This window comes from Rhizobacter sp. J219 (assembly GCF_024700055.1).
Lineage (GTDB): Bacteria > Pseudomonadota > Gammaproteobacteria > Burkholderiales > Burkholderiaceae_C > Rhizobacter.
Genome location: NZ_JAJOND010000001.1, coordinates 2,870,042 through 2,885,080, shown reverse-complemented (window position 1 = coordinate 2,885,080; position 15,039 = coordinate 2,870,042). Strand labels below are relative to the sequence as shown.

At 69.7% G+C, this 15,039-nt stretch carries 17 protein-coding genes and 1 riboswitch; of the genes, 8 read left to right on the top strand and 9 right to left on the bottom strand.

Annotation, left to right across the window (positions count from 1 at the left end; translation table 11 throughout):
- Positions 1-2 precede the first annotated feature (2 nt).
- From LRS03_RS13270 to LRS03_RS13240, 7 genes are all read right to left on the bottom strand, one after another.
- Positions 3-800 carry a thiazole synthase gene (locus LRS03_RS13270; protein ID WP_257825949.1) on the bottom strand — a complete coding sequence of 266 codons (798 nt, stop codon included), beginning with the start codon at positions 798-800 and terminating at the stop codon, positions 3-5.
- A 4-nt stretch (positions 801-804) separates the two neighbouring features.
- Positions 805-1,005 carry a sulfur carrier protein ThiS gene (gene thiS / locus LRS03_RS13265; RefSeq protein ID WP_257825947.1) on the bottom strand — a complete coding sequence of 67 codons (201 nt, stop codon included), beginning with the start codon at positions 1,003-1,005 and terminating at the stop codon, positions 805-807.
- The gene (locus LRS03_RS13260) at positions 998-2,092 is read right to left on the bottom strand and encodes an FAD-binding oxidoreductase (RefSeq protein WP_257825946.1); all 1,095 of its coding nucleotides are present in this window, start codon (positions 2,090-2,092) and stop codon (positions 998-1,000) included. The genes thiS and LRS03_RS13260 overlap by 8 nt, the downstream gene beginning before the upstream one ends.
- A gap of 85 nt (positions 2,093-2,177) precedes the next feature.
- A complete protein-coding gene (gene thiC / locus LRS03_RS13255; RefSeq protein ID WP_257825944.1) occupies positions 2,178-4,073 on the bottom strand; it encodes a phosphomethylpyrimidine synthase ThiC in 1,896 nt (631 codons plus the stop codon).
- Positions 4,074-4,180: 107 nt separating this feature from the next.
- Positions 4,181-4,292: riboswitch (TPP riboswitch) on the bottom strand.
- Positions 4,293-4,343: 51 nt separating this feature from the next.
- Positions 4,344-4,604: a hypothetical protein gene (locus tag LRS03_RS13250; protein WP_257825942.1), complete on the bottom strand. Its 261-nt coding sequence runs from the start codon at positions 4,602-4,604 to the stop codon at positions 4,344-4,346.
- 45 nt (positions 4,605-4,649) lie between these two features.
- Positions 4,650-4,805 carry a hypothetical protein gene (locus LRS03_RS13245; protein ID WP_257825940.1) on the bottom strand — a complete coding sequence of 52 codons (156 nt, stop codon included), beginning with the start codon at positions 4,803-4,805 and terminating at the stop codon, positions 4,650-4,652.
- 11 nt (positions 4,806-4,816) lie between these two features.
- Positions 4,817-5,023, bottom strand: coding sequence for a hypothetical protein (locus LRS03_RS13240; protein WP_257825938.1), 207 nt, complete (start codon positions 5,021-5,023; stop codon positions 4,817-4,819).
- Between the two features lie 332 nt (positions 5,024-5,355).
- Here LRS03_RS13240 and LRS03_RS13235 point away from each other — a divergent pair, with 332 nt between their 5' ends.
- The 5 genes from LRS03_RS13235 to LRS03_RS13215 all read left to right on the top strand — a co-directional run bounded on the left by LRS03_RS13235 (position 5,356) and on the right by LRS03_RS13215 (position 9,505).
- Positions 5,356-6,078 carry a 5'-methylthioadenosine/adenosylhomocysteine nucleosidase gene (locus LRS03_RS13235; RefSeq protein WP_257825936.1) on the top strand — a complete coding sequence of 241 codons (723 nt, stop codon included), beginning with the start codon at positions 5,356-5,358 and terminating at the stop codon, positions 6,076-6,078.
- A 114-nt stretch (positions 6,079-6,192) separates the two neighbouring features.
- On the top strand, positions 6,193-6,591 hold the full coding sequence (locus LRS03_RS13230) for a carboxymuconolactone decarboxylase family protein (RefSeq protein ID WP_257825935.1): 399 nt from the start codon (positions 6,193-6,195) through the stop codon (positions 6,589-6,591).
- Positions 6,588-8,054: a S8 family serine peptidase gene (locus LRS03_RS13225; protein WP_257825933.1), complete on the top strand. Its 1,467-nt coding sequence runs from the start codon at positions 6,588-6,590 to the stop codon at positions 8,052-8,054. Before LRS03_RS13230 ends, LRS03_RS13225 begins: the two co-directional genes overlap by 4 nt.
- Positions 8,055-8,153: 99 nt before the next feature.
- Positions 8,154-8,417 (top strand): hypothetical protein, encoded by a 264-nt coding sequence (locus LRS03_RS13220; RefSeq protein WP_257825932.1) that lies wholly within the window; start codon positions 8,154-8,156, stop codon positions 8,415-8,417.
- 89 nt (positions 8,418-8,506) lie between these two features.
- Positions 8,507-9,505, top strand: coding sequence for a Gfo/Idh/MocA family protein (locus LRS03_RS13215; protein WP_257825931.1), 999 nt, complete (start codon positions 8,507-8,509; stop codon positions 9,503-9,505).
- A 9-nt stretch (positions 9,506-9,514) separates the two neighbouring features.
- On the opposite strand, the gene LRS03_RS13210 is transcribed toward LRS03_RS13215, so the two are convergent.
- A complete protein-coding gene (locus LRS03_RS13210; protein ID WP_257825930.1) occupies positions 9,515-11,008 on the bottom strand; it encodes an ATP-binding protein in 1,494 nt (497 codons plus the stop codon).
- Positions 10,980-11,738 (bottom strand): response regulator, encoded by a 759-nt coding sequence (locus LRS03_RS13205; protein WP_257825929.1) that lies wholly within the window; start codon positions 11,736-11,738, stop codon positions 10,980-10,982. Before LRS03_RS13205 ends, LRS03_RS13210 begins: the two co-directional genes overlap by 29 nt.
- Before the next feature lie 172 nt (positions 11,739-11,910).
- Here LRS03_RS13205 and LRS03_RS13200 point away from each other — a divergent pair, with 172 nt between their 5' ends.
- The 3 genes from LRS03_RS13200 (at position 11,911) to LRS03_RS13190 (ending at position 15,039) form a co-directional block, all read left to right on the top strand.
- Positions 11,911-13,176, top strand: a complete 1,266-nt coding sequence (locus LRS03_RS13200) for an ABC transporter substrate-binding protein (protein WP_257825928.1) — start codon at positions 11,911-11,913, stop codon at positions 13,174-13,176.
- 89 nt (positions 13,177-13,265) lie between these two features.
- Positions 13,266-14,150: an ABC transporter permease subunit gene (locus LRS03_RS13195; protein WP_308296427.1), complete on the top strand. Its 885-nt coding sequence runs from the start codon at positions 13,266-13,268 to the stop codon at positions 14,148-14,150.
- Positions 14,143-15,039: a carbohydrate ABC transporter permease gene (locus LRS03_RS13190; protein ID WP_374685058.1), complete on the top strand. Its 897-nt coding sequence runs from the start codon at positions 14,143-14,145 to the stop codon at positions 15,037-15,039. The genes LRS03_RS13195 and LRS03_RS13190 overlap by 8 nt, the downstream gene beginning before the upstream one ends.

The window sequence follows — 15,039 nt, the reverse complement described above, 5'->3', positions numbered from 1 at the left end:
CTTCAGCCGATCAGGAAGGGCCGGCCGGTGACCGGTGTGGTGGGCACGGCCATCGCCTGCTGGGCCATCGCGCCGGCCTCGCGGGCCAGCCGGCCGGCTTGCACCGCATGGGCGAAGGCGGCGGCCATGCGCACCGGGTCGCCCGATTGCGAGACGGCCGAGTTGAGCAGCACACCGTCGAGTCCGAGTTCGAGCGCAAGCACCGCGTGCGAGGGGGTGCCGAGGCCGGCGTCGACGATCAAGGGCACCTCGGGCAGCCGTTCGCGTAGCGTGCGCAGCGCCTGCGGGTTGAGCAGGCCCTGGCCCGAGCCGATGGGGGCGCCCCAGGGCATCAGCACCTGGCAGCCGGCGTCGAGCAGGCGGCGGCACAGCACCAGGTCGTCGGTGCAGTAGGGGAAGACGCAGAAGCCATCTTTCGTCAGCTGCTCGGCGGCGACGAGCAGCTCCCAGGGGTCGGGCTGGAGTGTGTGCTCGTCGCCCACCACTTCGAGCTTGATCCAGGCGGTGCCGTACAGCTCGCGCGCCATGTGGGCCAGCGTGATGGCTTCGCGTGCGGTGCGGCAGCCGGCGGTGTTGGGCAGCAGGTGGCCGCCGCGCTCGCGCAGCGCCGCACGGATCTCGGCGACGAAGCCGTTGTCTCCAGCGCCCGCCAGCGTGCGGCGCAGGCCGACGGTGACGACCTGCGTGCCCGAAGCCTCGATGCACTGGCGCAGCGTGTGCGGCGAGGGGTAGCCGGCCGAACCGAGGAAGAAGCGGCTGGCGAGCGGGGTGCCGTAGACGGCCCAGGGGGCAGCGTGCATGGTGTCAGCCTCCGACGATGGCGGTGAAGACGGTCACCTGGTCGCCCGGCTGCAGCAGCGTGTGGGCGCGTTGCGCCTGCGGCACGAATTCGCCGTTGAGGGCGGTGGCGACCTGGCGGGTTTCGTCCGCGAGCAGTGCGAGCAGGTTCATCTGCGGCTGCCACGGACGGGCTTCGCCGTTGAGGTAGACGGTGGCCTCAGGCATGCGCGGGCTCCGGCAGCACCTGGCGCAGGGCGTCGTCGACCAGCGCGGGCGCGAGCAGCCAGCCGTGGCGGTAGAGGCCGGTGATGCGCAAGAGACCGGGCGAGGCCTCGATGCGCGGCTGGTGGTCGGGCCAGGCGGGGCGCAGGTTGGTGTCGAGGTGCACGATGCGGGCTTCGGCGAGGCCGGGCAGCACGCTGTGCGCAGCGGCCATCAGCTCGACGGCGCTGCGCAGGCTCACCGCCGAGCGGTCTTCGCTCTCGATCTCGCTCGCGCCCACCACGATGTGCTCGCCGGCGCGCGGCACGATGTACACACGGTGACGCGGATGCAGCAGCCGCACCGGGTGGCGAAGGCGCAGGCCCGGCGCGTGCAACCACACCAGCTCGCCGCGCACGCCGCGCAGGCCGGGGGCGTCGTCGCGTGCGCCCAGTCCGCGCACGTCAACCGCCAGGTCACAGCCGATCCGCTGTCCGTTTTCGAGCTGCAGGCTGCCCGGCCGCACCTGCGTGACACGCTGGCCCCAATGCCACTGCACGCCGGTGGCCTGCGCGGCGAGGGCATCGAGCAGCAGGCGCGGTTCGAGCTGGCCTTCGCCGGGCAGCGACCAGGCGGACAGGCCGGGCAGCAGCTCGGGCTCCATCACGCGCAGCTCGCTTGGCGGCACGATCTCGGGGGCGGGCCAGGCGCTGGGGTCGGCTTCACAGGCGCTGCGCAGCTTGACCATCACGCGCAGCGCGGCGCCCATGTCGGCGTTGTGCGCGACGAGCAGGCTGCCCTGCACGCGCAGCAGCGTCTGCGGCGCTTGCGGTGCCAGCGCCGAGGCCACGTCGCGCCACATCACGATCGAGCGCCAGCCGAGCGCGGCGAGTTCGGGCTCGGCGTGGTCGAGTTCGGCGAGCGGGCTCAGCAGGCCGGCCGCGGTGTAGCCGGCGGCGAAGGGCTGCGACAGGACGCTGCCGAGCGGCGGTGCGCCGGGGCCGGGCGCGGGGTCGACCACCTGCACGGCGTGGCCCTCGCGCGAGAGACGCCATGCGAGCAGACGTCCCAGCACGCCGGCGCCGGCGATGGCGATGCGCAAGCTTGTCATGACAGTCCCCCGTCCGATGAGTACATCAGCCGATCCCCCGAGGGGATGGCGGGCCGGCTTGGGAGCGGCCCTGCGCTCGGCCCTCTCATACCGGGTGCACCGGGATGTAGATCTCGCCCCCCTTGGCCTTGAACTCGGCCGACTTCTCGGCCTGGCCATGGGCGACAGCATCGTGCTCGTCGAGTCCGCGCGAGGCGGCGTAGTCGCGCACGTCCTGCGTGATCTTCATCGAGCAGAACTTCGGCCCGCACATCGAGCAGAAATGCGCGTGCTTCGACGAATCCTTCGGCAGCGTCTCGTCGTGGTACTCGCGCGCCGTCTCGGGGTCGAGGCCGAGCGCGAACTGGTCGTTCCAGCGGAACTCGAAGCGCGCCTTGCTCATCGCGTCGTCGCGCGCTCGGGCGCCCGGGTGGCCCTTGGCGACGTCGGCGGCGTGGGCGGCGATCTTGTAGGCCATGAGCCCCTGCTTCACGTCGTCTCGGTCGGGCAGGCCAAGGTGCTCCTTCGGCGTCACGTAGCAGAGCATCGAGGTGCCCATCCAGCCGATCATCGCGGCACCGATGGCGCTGGCGATGTGGTCGTAGCCGGGCGCGATGTCGATGGTGAGCGGGCCCAGCGTGTAGAAGGGCGCCTCGTGGCAGTGCTTGAGCTGCTCGTCCATGTTGGCCTGGATCAGGTGCATCGGCACATGGCCCGGGCCTTCGATCATGGTCTGCACGTCGTGCTTCCACGCGATCTGCGTCAGCTCGCCGAGCGTGCGCAGCTCGGCGAACTGGGCCTCGTCGTTGGCATCGGCGCCACTGCCGGGGCGCAGGCCGTCGCCGAGCGAGAAGCTCACGTCGTAGGCCTTCATGATTTCGCAGATCTCGTCGAAGTGCGTGTAGAGGAAGTTCTCCCGGTGGTGCGTGATGCACCACTTGGCGAGGATGGAGCCGCCCCGCGAGACGATGCCGGTGCGCCGCTTCGTCGTGAGGTGGATGAAGGGCAGGCGCAGGCCGGCGTGGATGGTGAAGTAGTCGACGCCCTGTTCGGCCTGCTCGATCAGCGTGTCGCGGAAGATGGCCCACGAGAGCTCCTCGGCCACGCCGCCCACTTTTTCGAGCGCCTGGTACAGCGGCACGGTGCCGATGGGCACGGGCGAGTTGCGCAGAATCCAGTCGCGCGTGGTGTGGATGTTCTTGCCGGTCGACAGGTCCATCACCGTGTCGGCGCCCCAGCGGGTCGACCACACGAGTTTTTCCACCTCCTCCTCGATGCTGGAGGTGACGGCCGAGTTGCCGATGTTGGCGTTGACCTTCACCTTGAAGTGGCGGCCGATGATGGTGGGCTCGAGTTCCGGGTGGTTGATGTTGGCCGGGATGATGGCGCGGCCGCGCGCCACCTCGTTGCGCACGAACTCGGGCGTGATCTCGGCGGGCATGCGGGTGCCGAGCGCGTTGCCGGCCAGGCGCTTTTCTCTTGCGTCGTCCGCGAGGTATTCGCGCGTCCACGCGCGGCGGTCGTTCTCGCGGATCGCGACGAACTCCATCTCGGGCGTGACGATGCCGCGGCGCGCGTAGTGCATCTGCGTGACGTTGGCGCCGCTCTTCGCGCGGCGTGGCGTGCGCTGCAGCGCGGCGGCTTCGGCGTGCAGGCGGGCGAGCTGCGGGTCGGCCGTGGTGTCATGGCGCAAGCCGTCGTCGCGGGCCGAGCGCGGTCGGGCATCGTAGGGCTCGGTGTCGCCTCGCGTTTCGATCCATGCGCTGCGCAGTGCGGGCAGGCCCAGGCGCACGTCGAAGAGGATCGATGGGTCGGTACAGGGGCCGGAGGTGTCGTGCACGACCAGACGCTCGCCGTTGCTGAGCGTGATCTCGCGCATGGGCACACGCACGCCGGTGAGCGGGCCCTCGAGGTGGACCTTGCGCGAGGCCGGGAAAGGCTCGCGTGCGAGCGCCAGTCTCTCGTGCAGAGAAGGCTCGTGGGCGGAATGGGGGGTGGTCATCGCGGTCTCCGGTGGCAGCAGCAACAAAAAATCGTCGTGCTCCGGAGGGTCCGCGGGCGGCCGGGTGCGATGGGGTGCGGCCTCTTCGGCTCGTGCGCCCATCGCGGGCCGCTCGTCTACGCTCTTCTTACGCCGGTATGAACCGGATCAAGTTCTCGGGTTTGGCTTTCCATCTCAGCGCCTTCGGCCTTGCGGCCCGGCACACCCCGGAGCGGGGCGGATTGTGGGCGCGGGCGGGTGGCCTCGTCAACCCAATTCACTTCGACGAGCTCACGTCGTCGGCTTCAGGCCCGCGCCGCGATGGGCCTTGTTGTAGTCGTAGACATGGCCATCCGGCAGGCGGCCGCCCTCGACCGAGTTGACGCCGCCCTTGCCCACGCTGTCGGGCAGTTCGGTCGAGATGCTCACGTGGCGCCGGCCTTCGCGGCGGCGCTCTTCGCTGAACTTCAGCGCGCCAAGCAGGTCGTTGGCGGCGAATTCCTGGCGGGCGGGCTGCCCATCGGGCTCCAGCCAGAAGACCATGATGCTCATGAGGATCGCTCCATGCCGTGTCGTTGCACGGTGATGGAGCGATTGTCACTGCAGCGTCTTGGGCGGATCGATCACCGGCGACTGCTGGCCGGGGGAAGGCGGGTCGCTGACGGGTGGCTCATGCAGCGGCGGTGGGGGCGGCGGTGGCGGCTGGACCGGCGGGTCGGGCGGCACGTCGTGTGCCCGCAGCGGTGTCGGCATGGCGGTGAGGTTCACAGGTTGGGGTTGCGGAACACGGCGTGCAGGCTGGGCGCGAGGTCCCGTTCGGTACCGCTGCCTTGGCTTGCGAGCAGCAGGGCCTGCTCCCACAAGGCCTGCGCCATCACGTAGGGGTCGACCGTGCGTGCCCAGTCCTCTTCCCACAACGAGGTGGCCAGCGCGGTGGTGTCTTGCGCGCCGAGCTTCGGGGTCGAGCGCACGGATGGCGGCGGCGCAGGCTTCGATCCACGCATCGCGGCGCCCCGGCATGCGCAGGCGGCCGTGGGCACGGGCCTGCGCGCACTCTTCGGGTTCGCGGTGGCGTTGGTAGTACCAGAAGGTCTCGGCGATTTCGGGCAAGAGCCCCGTCTGGACGTACGGGTCCAGCACCATCAACCGGGTGGCGAAGCGCTGGATCCAGAGCGACTTGTCATTGCGCATGGCGGGCTCCTGAAGTTGAAACCATGCTCGGCGCCGCGGCCGGCAGCGTTAAGCGGTCGATGGCTTCTTTGCGCGCAGGCGCTCTCCGACACGCCTGTCAGACAATCGCCGCATGAACCGGATCGCCATCGTGGGTGCCATGCACGAGGAACTGCGTGCCCTGCTCGACGCCATGCCCGACGAGCGGCCGGTGCGCCGCGCGGGCCGCGAGTTCTGGGTCGGGCATCTGGCGGGCCAGGAAGTGGTGGTGGTGTTGTCGCGCATCGGCAAGGTGGCGGCCGCGACGACGGCCGCGCTGCTGCTGAGCGAGTTCGAGGTGTCGCGCATCGTCTTCACCGGCACCGCGGGCGGGCTGGCACCCGGCGTGAACGTGGGCGACATCGTGGTGGCCGATGCCCTCTTGCAGCACGACATGGACGCCTCGCCGCTCTTCCCACGCCATGAGGTGCCGCTCTATGGGCTCGACCGCTTCGGCACCGATGCGGCGATGTCCGATCAGCTGGCCGAGGCCTCACGCACGATGCTCGCGGCGGCGGGTGCGGCGCAGGCGCGTGTGCACCGCGGGCTCATCGTGAGCGGCGATCGCTTCGTCAGTGAGCGCAGTGAAAACGAGGCGCTGTGCGCACGCCTGCCCGACGCGCTGGCGGTCGAGATGGAAGGGGCCGCGCTGGCCCAGGTGTGCCACGACTTCGGTGTGCCGTTTGCCGTGGTGCGCACCGTGTCGGATCGGGCCGACGACGATGCGCACGTCGACTTCAACCGCTTCGTCGCCGAGGTGGCGAGCCGCTACACGCTCGGCCTCGTGCAGCACTACCTCAGCGCGCTGAGCCACTGACCCCGTGCGGCATTCTCGGAACGTGGCAGCGTCCATGCTGGAATCGCGGGCTGTGGCCACCCGCGATGCGTGACGATGACAATCCGCCGATCTCATCCCGAAGGGAACCACAACATGACCGCTTCCGTGCCCCCGACCCCCGGTGAACAGCGCCGTCGCCAGGTGATGGGCGATGCCTTCGTCGACCGCGCCTTGAACAACGCCAGCGCGTTCACCCTGCCCTTGCAGGCGCACGTGAACGACCAGGCCTGGGGCTCGACCTGGCTGCGCGACGGCCTCTCGCTGAAGGAGCGCAGCCTGTGCACGGTGGCGATGCTCGCGGCACTCGGCCACACGCACGAGCTGAAAGGCCACCTGCGCGGCGCGATGAACAACGGCGCCACCCTCGCCGAGCTGCGCGAGGTGCTTCTGCACGTGGCGCCATATGCGGGCGTGCCGGTCACCTCGGCGGCGTTTCGTGCGGCCGAGGAATGGATGGCCGCCGAGGGCCTGCAATACAAGGAGCAAGGATGAGCCTGTCACGTTTCGTGTTGCTGCCCACCCGAGGGTTCACGACGGACGAGCCGCACAACGCCGCGGCGATCGAAACCTTCCTCACCACCATGGCCGAGCACGGCCCGCGGCACCTGCCGGCACCGCCGCCGCCGCTTGCGGCGCGCTTCAATGTGCTCGACTCGATCCACAGCAATGGGGCCAAGCTGGTGGCGATGTCGGACGTGGCGCTGATGCGCCTGAAGCGCGAGCAGCCGGGGCTGCGCGTGGTGCCTGAGGTGTTCTATAGGCCGGCGCGGGCACCGCGGCCGCGCATCATCGAGAGTGCGCAGATGTTTACTTCGCGCACGGTGCTTGCGCGGCACACGCTCAAGGTGGTGCTGAAGGAGACGGGCCAGGCGCTGCGCGACGTCGATGTCATCGCTTTCAGCGACGTGGCGGCCGGCAAGGGCGCACAGGGCAGCACCAACGCGCGTGGCCAGGTGAACCTGGAGTTCCCGCGCTCGGTGAAGGTGCTGCAGCGGGTCTACGTGTACCCGGCGCACAGCGGCTGGCCGGTGCTGCTGCACAACTGGCCGCTGCGCGCCGGCACGATCGAGGTGCCGGCGATCGCGCTCGACTTCGTCGACTCGCGGGCCAAGGCCTACCCCAAGCGCCGCGCGGGCGACGGCCAGGGCGTGACGGTCGGGGTGATCGACACCGGTGTCGGCCCGCATGCGGCGCTCACGGTGGCCGGCGGCATGAACGCGGTGACGGGCGAGGATCCGGCCGACTGGTCCGACAGCCATATGCACGGCACCCACGTGGCCGGGATCATCGCCGGCCAGGGCGAGGGCTTTCTCGGCGTGTCCCCGGCGGTCACGCTGCGCGCCTACCGCGTGTTCGGCAAGAACGCCGAGGGTGCCTCGAGCTTTGCGATCGCCAAGGCCATCGACCGCGCCGTGGCCGACGGCTGCGACCTGCTCAACCTGAGCCTGGGCGGCGGCCCCGACGACCCGACCACCAGCGATGCGATCAAGGCGGCGCGTGCCAAGGGCGTGGTCTGCGTGATCGCCTCGGGCAACGAGGGTGGGCCGGTGGCCTGGCCGGCGCGGCACCCGCTGGCGGTGTCGATCTCGGCGATGGGCTTCAAGGGCGCGTGGCCGGACGGGGCGATGCAGGCCCAGACCGTCACCGAGCCGCTCGGCAAGGAGCACAGCTTCATCGCCGACTTCTCCAACACCGGCCCCGAGATCGACCTCACCGGGCCGGGCGTGGGCATCGTCTCGTGCATCCCGCAAGAGCGCTTCGGCGTGATGGACGGCACCTCGATGGCCTGCCCGGCGGTGACGGGAGCGCTCGCTCGCCGGCTGGCGGCCGACGCGGCGACGCTGGCGATGCCGCGCGATGGCGATCGGGCCGACGCGATCGTGCGGCTCGCGCTCGCCGCGGCGCGCGACCTGGGCCTGCCACCGCTCGCGCAGGGGGCGGGGCTTGCGCAATAGTCGACGCGCCGCCTTGCCCTGCGTCATGCTGCGGAAAGGGTCGGCGCGTATCATGAACGTGCTGTTTTCTTTGGCACCTCCGTCCCCATCTCCATCCCCATGAGCCGATACGTCCTGCGCTACGCCGGCACCACGCCTCGCCATGCCGAGTCGGGGGTGGACACGGCCGAGGTGGTGGCGCGGGCCGGGGCCAAGGTCATCGACGACGCGCCCGACATGCTGCTGGTGGAAGCCAGCGCCCGCGTGGCCCGCAGCCTCGAGCACCTGCTGCCCGAGTGGCAGATGAACGCCGAGGCGATGACGCCGCTGCCCGCCGTGCCGCGGCCGAGCGTGCGGGCCGCCGCACGCGGCCGGCGCCGCTGATCTCCCTTCCCGCCACGATTTCGTACCCGGCCTGAAACCAGCCGGGGCGCATACTGCGCGCCGTCGCGAACACAGACGGAGACAGGCGCATGAAGAAAGTCCAATGGGGCGTGCTCAGCACGGCACGCATCGGCACCGCCAAGGTGATCCCCGGCCTTCAGAAGAGCGAATGGTGCGAGGTGCGCGCCATCGCCTCGCGCAGCGACGCCGCCGCCCGCGCGGCCGCCAACGAGCTGGGCATCCCGCTCGCCTACGGCAGCTACGAGGCGCTGCTCGAAGACCCGTCGATCGAGGCCATCTACAACCCCTTGCCCAACCACCTGCACGTGCCGCTCACGCTGGCCGCGGCGCGTGCCGGCAAGCACGTGCTGTGCGAGAAGCCCATCGCCATCACCGCCGACGAGGCGGCGCAACTGCGCGAGGTGGCCAATCGCGTGCACGTGATGGAAGCCTTCATGGTGCGCTTCCACCTGCAGTGGCTGCGGGCGCGCGAGATCGTGAGAGGTGGCACCCTGGGCGAGCTGCGCTCGGTGCAGGGCGCGTTCTCGTACTTCAACGAAGACCCGGCCAACATCCGCAACCTGCCCGACCTCGGCGGTGGTGCGCTGCTCGACATCGGCTGCTACCCCATCGTGGCGGGGCGCTTCTTCTTCGAGGACGAGCCCAAGCGCGTGATGGCGCTCGTCGACCGCGACCCGCGCTTCGGCGTCGACCGCACGGTGAGCGCGCTCGCCGACTTCGGCGCGGGGCGCCAGCTCAGCTTCTCGGTTTCGACGCAGAGCGTTCCCTTCCAGCGCCTGCAGCTCTTCGGCTCGAAGAAACGCCTGGAACTGCGCATCCCGTTCAACGCGCCGCAAGGCGAGTCGGTGCAGATCTTTCTCGACGACGGCAGCCGTCTTGCCGATGCCGCGGCGCAGGCGGAGGCGCTGCCGCCCTGCGACCAGTACGCGCTGCAGGGCGATGCGTTCTCGAAGGTGATCCGCGGCGAGCTGGCGCTGCCCTATGGCGTGGACGACGCGGTGCAGAACATGCGCATCATCGACGCCATGTTCCGCTCGGAAAGATCCGGCGCCTGGGAAGGCGTCTGAGGCGGCGCCTCAGGCCGGCGAGCGCGGCAGCTCCAGGCTCACGACCAACCCGCCTTCGGGCCGGTTGCGCAGCTCGACGCGCCCGTGGTGCGCCGCGACCACCGCCTTGACGATGGCCAGGCCCAGGCCGATGCCGCCGGTGCTGCGCTGGCGCGACGACTCCAGCCGGTAGAGCGGCAGGAAGACCTTCTCCATCTCGTCTTCGGGAATGCCTGGCCCGGTGTCGTGCACCGCGATGCGCACCGCGTCGCCGCCGGCGTCGAGCTGCACGTCGGCGCGGTGGCCGTACTTGAGCGCGTTGTCGATGAGGTTGCACAACGCACGCCGCAGCGCGATGGGCCGGCAGCTCTGGCGCACCTTGCGCGCGTGCTGGAACACGTGCGTCTGCTGCGTCGACGCGAAGAGCGTGGGCACGCCGTGGAAGGTGAGCGGCGGCGGCTCGGAGAAGGTGACGGGCCGCCCGAGGTCGGCGTAGTCGTCGCACACCGATTGCAGCAGCGCGGTCAGGTCGACCGATTTCACCGCTTCTTCGCGCACCTCGTGCGACAGGAACTCCAGCACCTCGGTGAGCATCTCGTCCATCTCGTCGAGGTCGCGCAGCAGGGCCTCGCGCAGCTCGGCTTCGGCCACCAGCTCGGCGCGCAGGCGCAGCCGGGTGCTGGGGGTGCGCAGGTCGTGCGACACGGCGGCCAGCATGCGCGTCTGGTCGGCCAGCACCGAGGCGAGGCGCGTGCGCAGGCGGTTGTCGGCCCGGGCCATCGCGCGTGCTTCCACCGGCCCCGTCTCGGGCAGGGGTGGCACCTGCACCTCTTCACCGCGGGCGTCGATGGAACTCGCGAGCGAATGAATGGGCTGGGCCAGCGCGCGCGAGGCCACGCCGAGCGCGACGAACACCGCACCGAGCGCCGCCAGCGCGCTCAGCAGCACGCTCACCGGCGGCATGCGGTCGCGCCACAGCGCGGGGCTTTCGAATCGCAAGGTCGACACCTCGCGGCGCAGCACGCCCGGGCCTTGCGGGAGCGTGACCACGAGCAGGCTCTCGCGGTTGAGCGCCGCCAGCTCGCGCGAGAGCAGGGTGAAGTAGGTGCGGGCGGTGGGGGCGTCGTCGAGCGCCGAGCGCACACGCTCGGAGAGCCCACCCGCCTGGAGCCACAAGGTGACCTCGCTCGGCACGAGCGTGGCGGGCGGCGAGGGTGGCGCCGGCAACCGCTGCTGCACCGTGAAGCCTGTGGGCAGCGGCCCCGGGCCGTGCCGCACCACCACCGTGGAGCTGCCGAACTCGCCCGAGGGCGCGCGGCCGTCGAGCGCTTGCATCATCGCGTCGTGCACCGCCCAGCCGGCGAGGTCGGCGCGGGCCGCATCGCGCTCGCGCTCACCCCATTCGACGGCGCACAGCGCGCCCACCCCAAGGATGGCCGCCGTGCCGGCGAGCTGCAGCGCGAGGATGCGCCCGCCCAGCGACGCCGGCAGCAGCTCAGCCCAGCGCCGTGTCGGGTTGGCCATGGCGGTGGTGGCGCTGCACCTCGGCGCAGAGCTGGTAGCCCTCGCCGCGCACGGTCTTGATGAGCGAGGGTTCCTTGCCGCCGTCCTCCACCTTGCGGCGCAGGCGGGAGACGAGGATGTCGATGCTGCGGTCGAAGGGCCCGCTGTCGCGGCCGGCCACCATGTCGGCGAGCTGCTCGCGGCTCAAGGGGCGCTGCGGGTGCTCGACGAAGGTGGTGAGCAGCGCGAACTCGCGCGTGGACAGCGGCACCACCGTGCCGTCGCGCGATTGCAGTTCGCGCTCGACCATGTTGAGGCGCCAGCCGGCGAAGCTGTAGGCAACGATGGCCGCGTCGGCATGGATGGCGCTCTTGCCGGTGCTCTGCGTGCGCCGCAGCACGGCCTTGATGCGCGCCATCAGCTCGCGCGGGCCGAAGGGCTTGACGAGGTAGTCGTCGGCGCCGAGCTCCAGGCCGATCACGCGGTCGGCTTCGTCGCGCAGCGCCGTCACCATGATCACCGGCAGCTGCGTGGTGGTGCGCAGCTCACGGCACAGCGCGAAGCCGTCCTGGCCCGGCATGAGCACGTCGAGCACCACGAGGTCGATGCGCCACTCCTTCAACGCCTTGAACATCTCGCGCCCGTTGCCCGCCACCGTGACCAGGAAGCCGAACTCCTGCAGGTGACGCTTCGTGAGCTTCTGGATCTCGACGTCGTCGTCGACGACCAGGATGTGGGGCGTGCGCTCCATCGGGCGTTGTCTCGTCTCGTCGTGGTTTTGTAACGCTGGGTAGCAACGCGGGCCGGTGCACTGGTGGCGTTACATCGCCGCCCTCACATCGTCGCCGTGCGAATGCACCATCGGCGCCGCGCACATTAAGTCCAGGCACTGGACGCGTCAACAAGCGCGAGGAGACAACACGATGAGGCAAGCAAGCAGTCTGCTCAGGGGTGCGGCGTGTGCCCTGGGCCTGTGCCTGGGTGGCGCCACCGTATCGGCCGCGCCCACCGTGGAAGTGCTGCACTGGATGACCTCCGGCGGCCAGGCCAAGGCGATGAAGTCCTTGAAGGACGACATGGAGTCGCAGGGCGGCAAGTGGATCGACACGCCCGTGGGTGGCGGCAGCAGCGAAGAGGCGCTGACCAAGCTGCGCGCACGCGTGCTGGGCGGCGACGCGCCGTCGTCGGTGCAGCTCAAGGGCCCGCTGATCCAGGAGTGGGGCGCGCTCGGCGTGCTGCAGCCCATCGATGACGTGGCCGCCGCCGGCAAGTGGGAGCAGGCCTTGCCCAAGTCGGTGGCCGCGACCATGAAGTACAAGGGCCAGTGGGTGGCCGCGCCGGTCAACGTGCACCGGCTCGACTGGATGTATGCGAACCCGGCGGTGCTGAAGAAGGTGGGCATCACGATGCCCGCCACCTGGGAGCAGTTCGACACGGCCGCGGCCAAGCTCAAGGCCGCCGGCATCACGCCGCTCGCGCACGGCGGGCAGGCCTGGCAGGACGCCTCGCTGTGGGAGGTGATCGTCATCAGCGTGGGCGGCCCGGCCTTCCACCAGAAGGCGCTGGTCGAACTCGACCCGAAGGCGCTCGGTGGCGAAACGATGCAGAAGGTGTTCGACCGCATGCGCAAGCTGCGCGGTTATGTCGACCCCAACTTCTCGGGCCGCGACTGGAACCTCGCGACCTCGATGATCATGAACGGCACCGCCGGCTTCCAGATCATGGGCGACTGGGTCAAAGGCGACATGAGTGCGGCGGGCAAGCAGGCGGGCAAGGACTACGTCTGCGCCAACCCGCCCGGCACCGACAACGCCTTCCTCTTCATCGTCGACAGCTTCGCGATGTTCAAGAGCAAGGACGCCGACCGCCTGGCCGGCCAGAAGCTCTTCGCCAGGCTGCTGATGGAGCCGCGCTTCCAGGAGAACTTCAACCTGGCCAAGGGTTCGATCCCGGTGCGCACCGACATGAAGCTCGACAAGTTCGACAGCTGCGCGCTTGCCGCCAGCGACCACATGGCCAAGACGGTGAAGTCGGGCGGCTTCGCGCCCTCGGCCATCCACGACATGGCGGTGCCGATGGCGGTGAAGGGCGCGATGACCGACGTGGTCACCAAGCACTTCAACTCCGACATGTCGTCGGCCGAAGCCGCGCGTCGACTGGCCGATGCGGTCAAGCTGGCGCGGGAGTGACACGCGCCGTGTCGACACCACCGTGGAGCGTGAGCCGGCACCGGCCCGTGGTCGCGCGCGACGCGGGCGTCCGGCAGCGGCCAGCGACGGTGTCCGCACGCCGTTGGCTGCAGCAGAACCTCTCGGCGCTGATCATGGCGCCCACGGCGGCGGTCACGCTCGTCTTCGTCTACGGCTTCATCGCATGGACCGTCTACATGTCGTTCACCGGCTCGCGCATGATGCCGGTCTACGAGCTGATCGGATTCGATGCCTACACGCGCCTGTGGCAGATGGAGCGCTGGGGCGTCTCGATCCGCAACCTGCTCATCTTCGGCGGGCTCTTCATGGTGCTCAACCTCGCGTTGGGCCTGCTGCTCGCGGTGCTGCTCGACCAGCGCATCCGCTTCGAGGGCACGCTGCGCGCGATCTTCCTGTACCCGATGGCGCTCAGCTTCATCGTCACCGGCACGGTGTGGAAGTGGATGCTCAACCCGGGTCTCGGGCTCGAGCGCTCGGTGCACCTGCTCGGCTGGACCGGCTTCAAGTTCGACTGGATCATCAACCCCGACTACGCGATCTACACCATCGTGATCGCGGGCGTGTGGCAGACCTCGGGGCTCATCATGGCGATGTTCCTTGCGGCGCTGCGCGGCGTCGACCAGGACGTAGTCAAGGCCGCCTACATGGATGGTGCCTCCATGCCGCAGATCTACTGGGGCATCATCATCCCGTCGATCCGGCCGGCGTTCTTCTCGGCCATCGTCGTGCTCGCGCACCTGGCGGTGAAGAGCTTTGACCTCGTGATCGCGATGACCAACGGCGGGCCTGGCTACGCGACCGACCTGCCGTCGATCTTCATGTATGCGATGAGCTTCCAGCGCAACAACATCGCGGTGGGCTCGGCCACGGCGGTGATGATGCTGTGCACGGTGATGGCGATCGTGGTGCCCTACCTCTACTCGGAGCTGCGGCCGGGGAGGCGGCATGAGTGAGTTTCGTGAGTTCCGCTCCACGTATGCCGCCACGCCCGCGGGGCGCCTGGGACGCTACAGCCTCTATGCGCTGCTGCTGCTCTTCGCGGCCTACTACCTGGCGCCGCTGTACGTGATGCTCGCCACCTCGTTCAAGCCGCCCGAGGAGATGCGCGAGAGCTCGCTCTTCGCGCTGCCGCGCCTCTTGCAGTGGGACACCTGGCGCATGACCTGGAGCGAGGTCTGCATCAGCGTGAACTGCGGCGGTATGAAGCCCTACTTCGCCAACTCGCTGGCGGTGGTGCTGCCGGCGGTGGTGGTCTCCACGCTGATCGGCGCGATCAACGGCTACGCGCTCACCATGTGGCCCTTCCGCGGCGCCAACCTGCTCTTCGGGCTGCTGCTCTTCAGCTGCTTCATCCCGTTCCAGGCCATCATCCTGCCGCTTGCGCAGCTGCTGGGGGCGCTCGGCATGGGCAGCAGCACCGGCTGGGGCGTGATGACGGCCTACATCGTCTACGGCCTCGGGTTTACCACGCTCTTCTTCCGCAACTACTACGTGACGCTCCCGCGCGAGCTGGTGAAGGCCGCGACCATCGACGGCGCGGGCTTCTTCGGCGTGTTCTGGCACATCCTGCTGCCGATCTCGGCACCGATCTTCGTGGTGACGGTGATCTGGCAGTTCACGCAGATCTGGAACGACTTCCTCTTCGCCGCCACGCTGACCGACGGGCCGGGCCAGACCATCACGGTTGCGCTCAACAACCTCGTGAAGACCTCGCAGGCCACCAAGCGCTACGACGTCGACATGGCCGCGGCGGTCATCACCGGCTTGCCCACGCTGGTGGTCTATTTCCTCGCTGGCAAGTATTTCGTTCGCGGCCTGACCGCGGGCGCCGTGAAAGGTTGA

Bases quoted from the DNA above. Each gene is read 5' to 3' on its own strand.
- LRS03_RS13205 (WP_257825929.1), bottom strand. From the start codon at position 11,738: ATGGAGCGCACGCCCCACATCCTGGTCGTCGACGACGACGTCGAGATC.
- LRS03_RS13270 (WP_257825949.1), bottom strand. From the start codon at position 800: ATGCACGCTGCCCCCTGGGCCGTCTACGGCACCCCGCTCGCCAGCCGC.
- LRS03_RS13200 (WP_257825928.1), top strand. From the start codon at position 11,911: ATGAGGCAAGCAAGCAGTCTGCTCAGGGGTGCGGCGTGTGCCCTGGGC.
- LRS03_RS13260 (WP_257825946.1), bottom strand. From the start codon at position 2,092: ATGACAAGCTTGCGCATCGCCATCGCCGGCGCCGGCGTGCTGGGACGT.
- LRS03_RS13225 (WP_257825933.1), top strand. From the start codon at position 6,588: ATGAGCCTGTCACGTTTCGTGTTGCTGCCCACCCGAGGGTTCACGACG.
- LRS03_RS13220 (WP_257825932.1), top strand. From the start codon at position 8,154: ATGAGCCGATACGTCCTGCGCTACGCCGGCACCACGCCTCGCCATGCC.
- LRS03_RS13215 (WP_257825931.1), top strand. From the start codon at position 8,507: ATGAAGAAAGTCCAATGGGGCGTGCTCAGCACGGCACGCATCGGCACC.
- LRS03_RS13210 (WP_257825930.1), bottom strand. From the start codon at position 11,008: ATGGCCAACCCGACACGGCGCTGGGCTGAGCTGCTGCCGGCGTCGCTG.
- LRS03_RS13230 (WP_257825935.1), top strand. From the start codon at position 6,193: ATGACCGCTTCCGTGCCCCCGACCCCCGGTGAACAGCGCCGTCGCCAG.
- LRS03_RS13245 (WP_257825940.1), bottom strand. From the start codon at position 4,805: ATGCCGACACCGCTGCGGGCACACGACGTGCCGCCCGACCCGCCGGTC.
- thiS (WP_257825947.1), bottom strand. From the start codon at position 1,005: ATGCCTGAGGCCACCGTCTACCTCAACGGCGAAGCCCGTCCGTGGCAG.
- thiC (WP_257825944.1), bottom strand. From the start codon at position 4,073: ATGACCACCCCCCATTCCGCCCACGAGCCTTCTCTGCACGAGAGACTG.
- LRS03_RS13235 (WP_257825936.1), top strand. From the start codon at position 5,356: ATGAACCGGATCGCCATCGTGGGTGCCATGCACGAGGAACTGCGTGCC.
- LRS03_RS13190 (WP_374685058.1), top strand. From the start codon at position 14,143: ATGAGTGAGTTTCGTGAGTTCCGCTCCACGTATGCCGCCACGCCCGCG.
- LRS03_RS13250 (WP_257825942.1), bottom strand. From the start codon at position 4,604: ATGAGCATCATGGTCTTCTGGCTGGAGCCCGATGGGCAGCCCGCCCGC.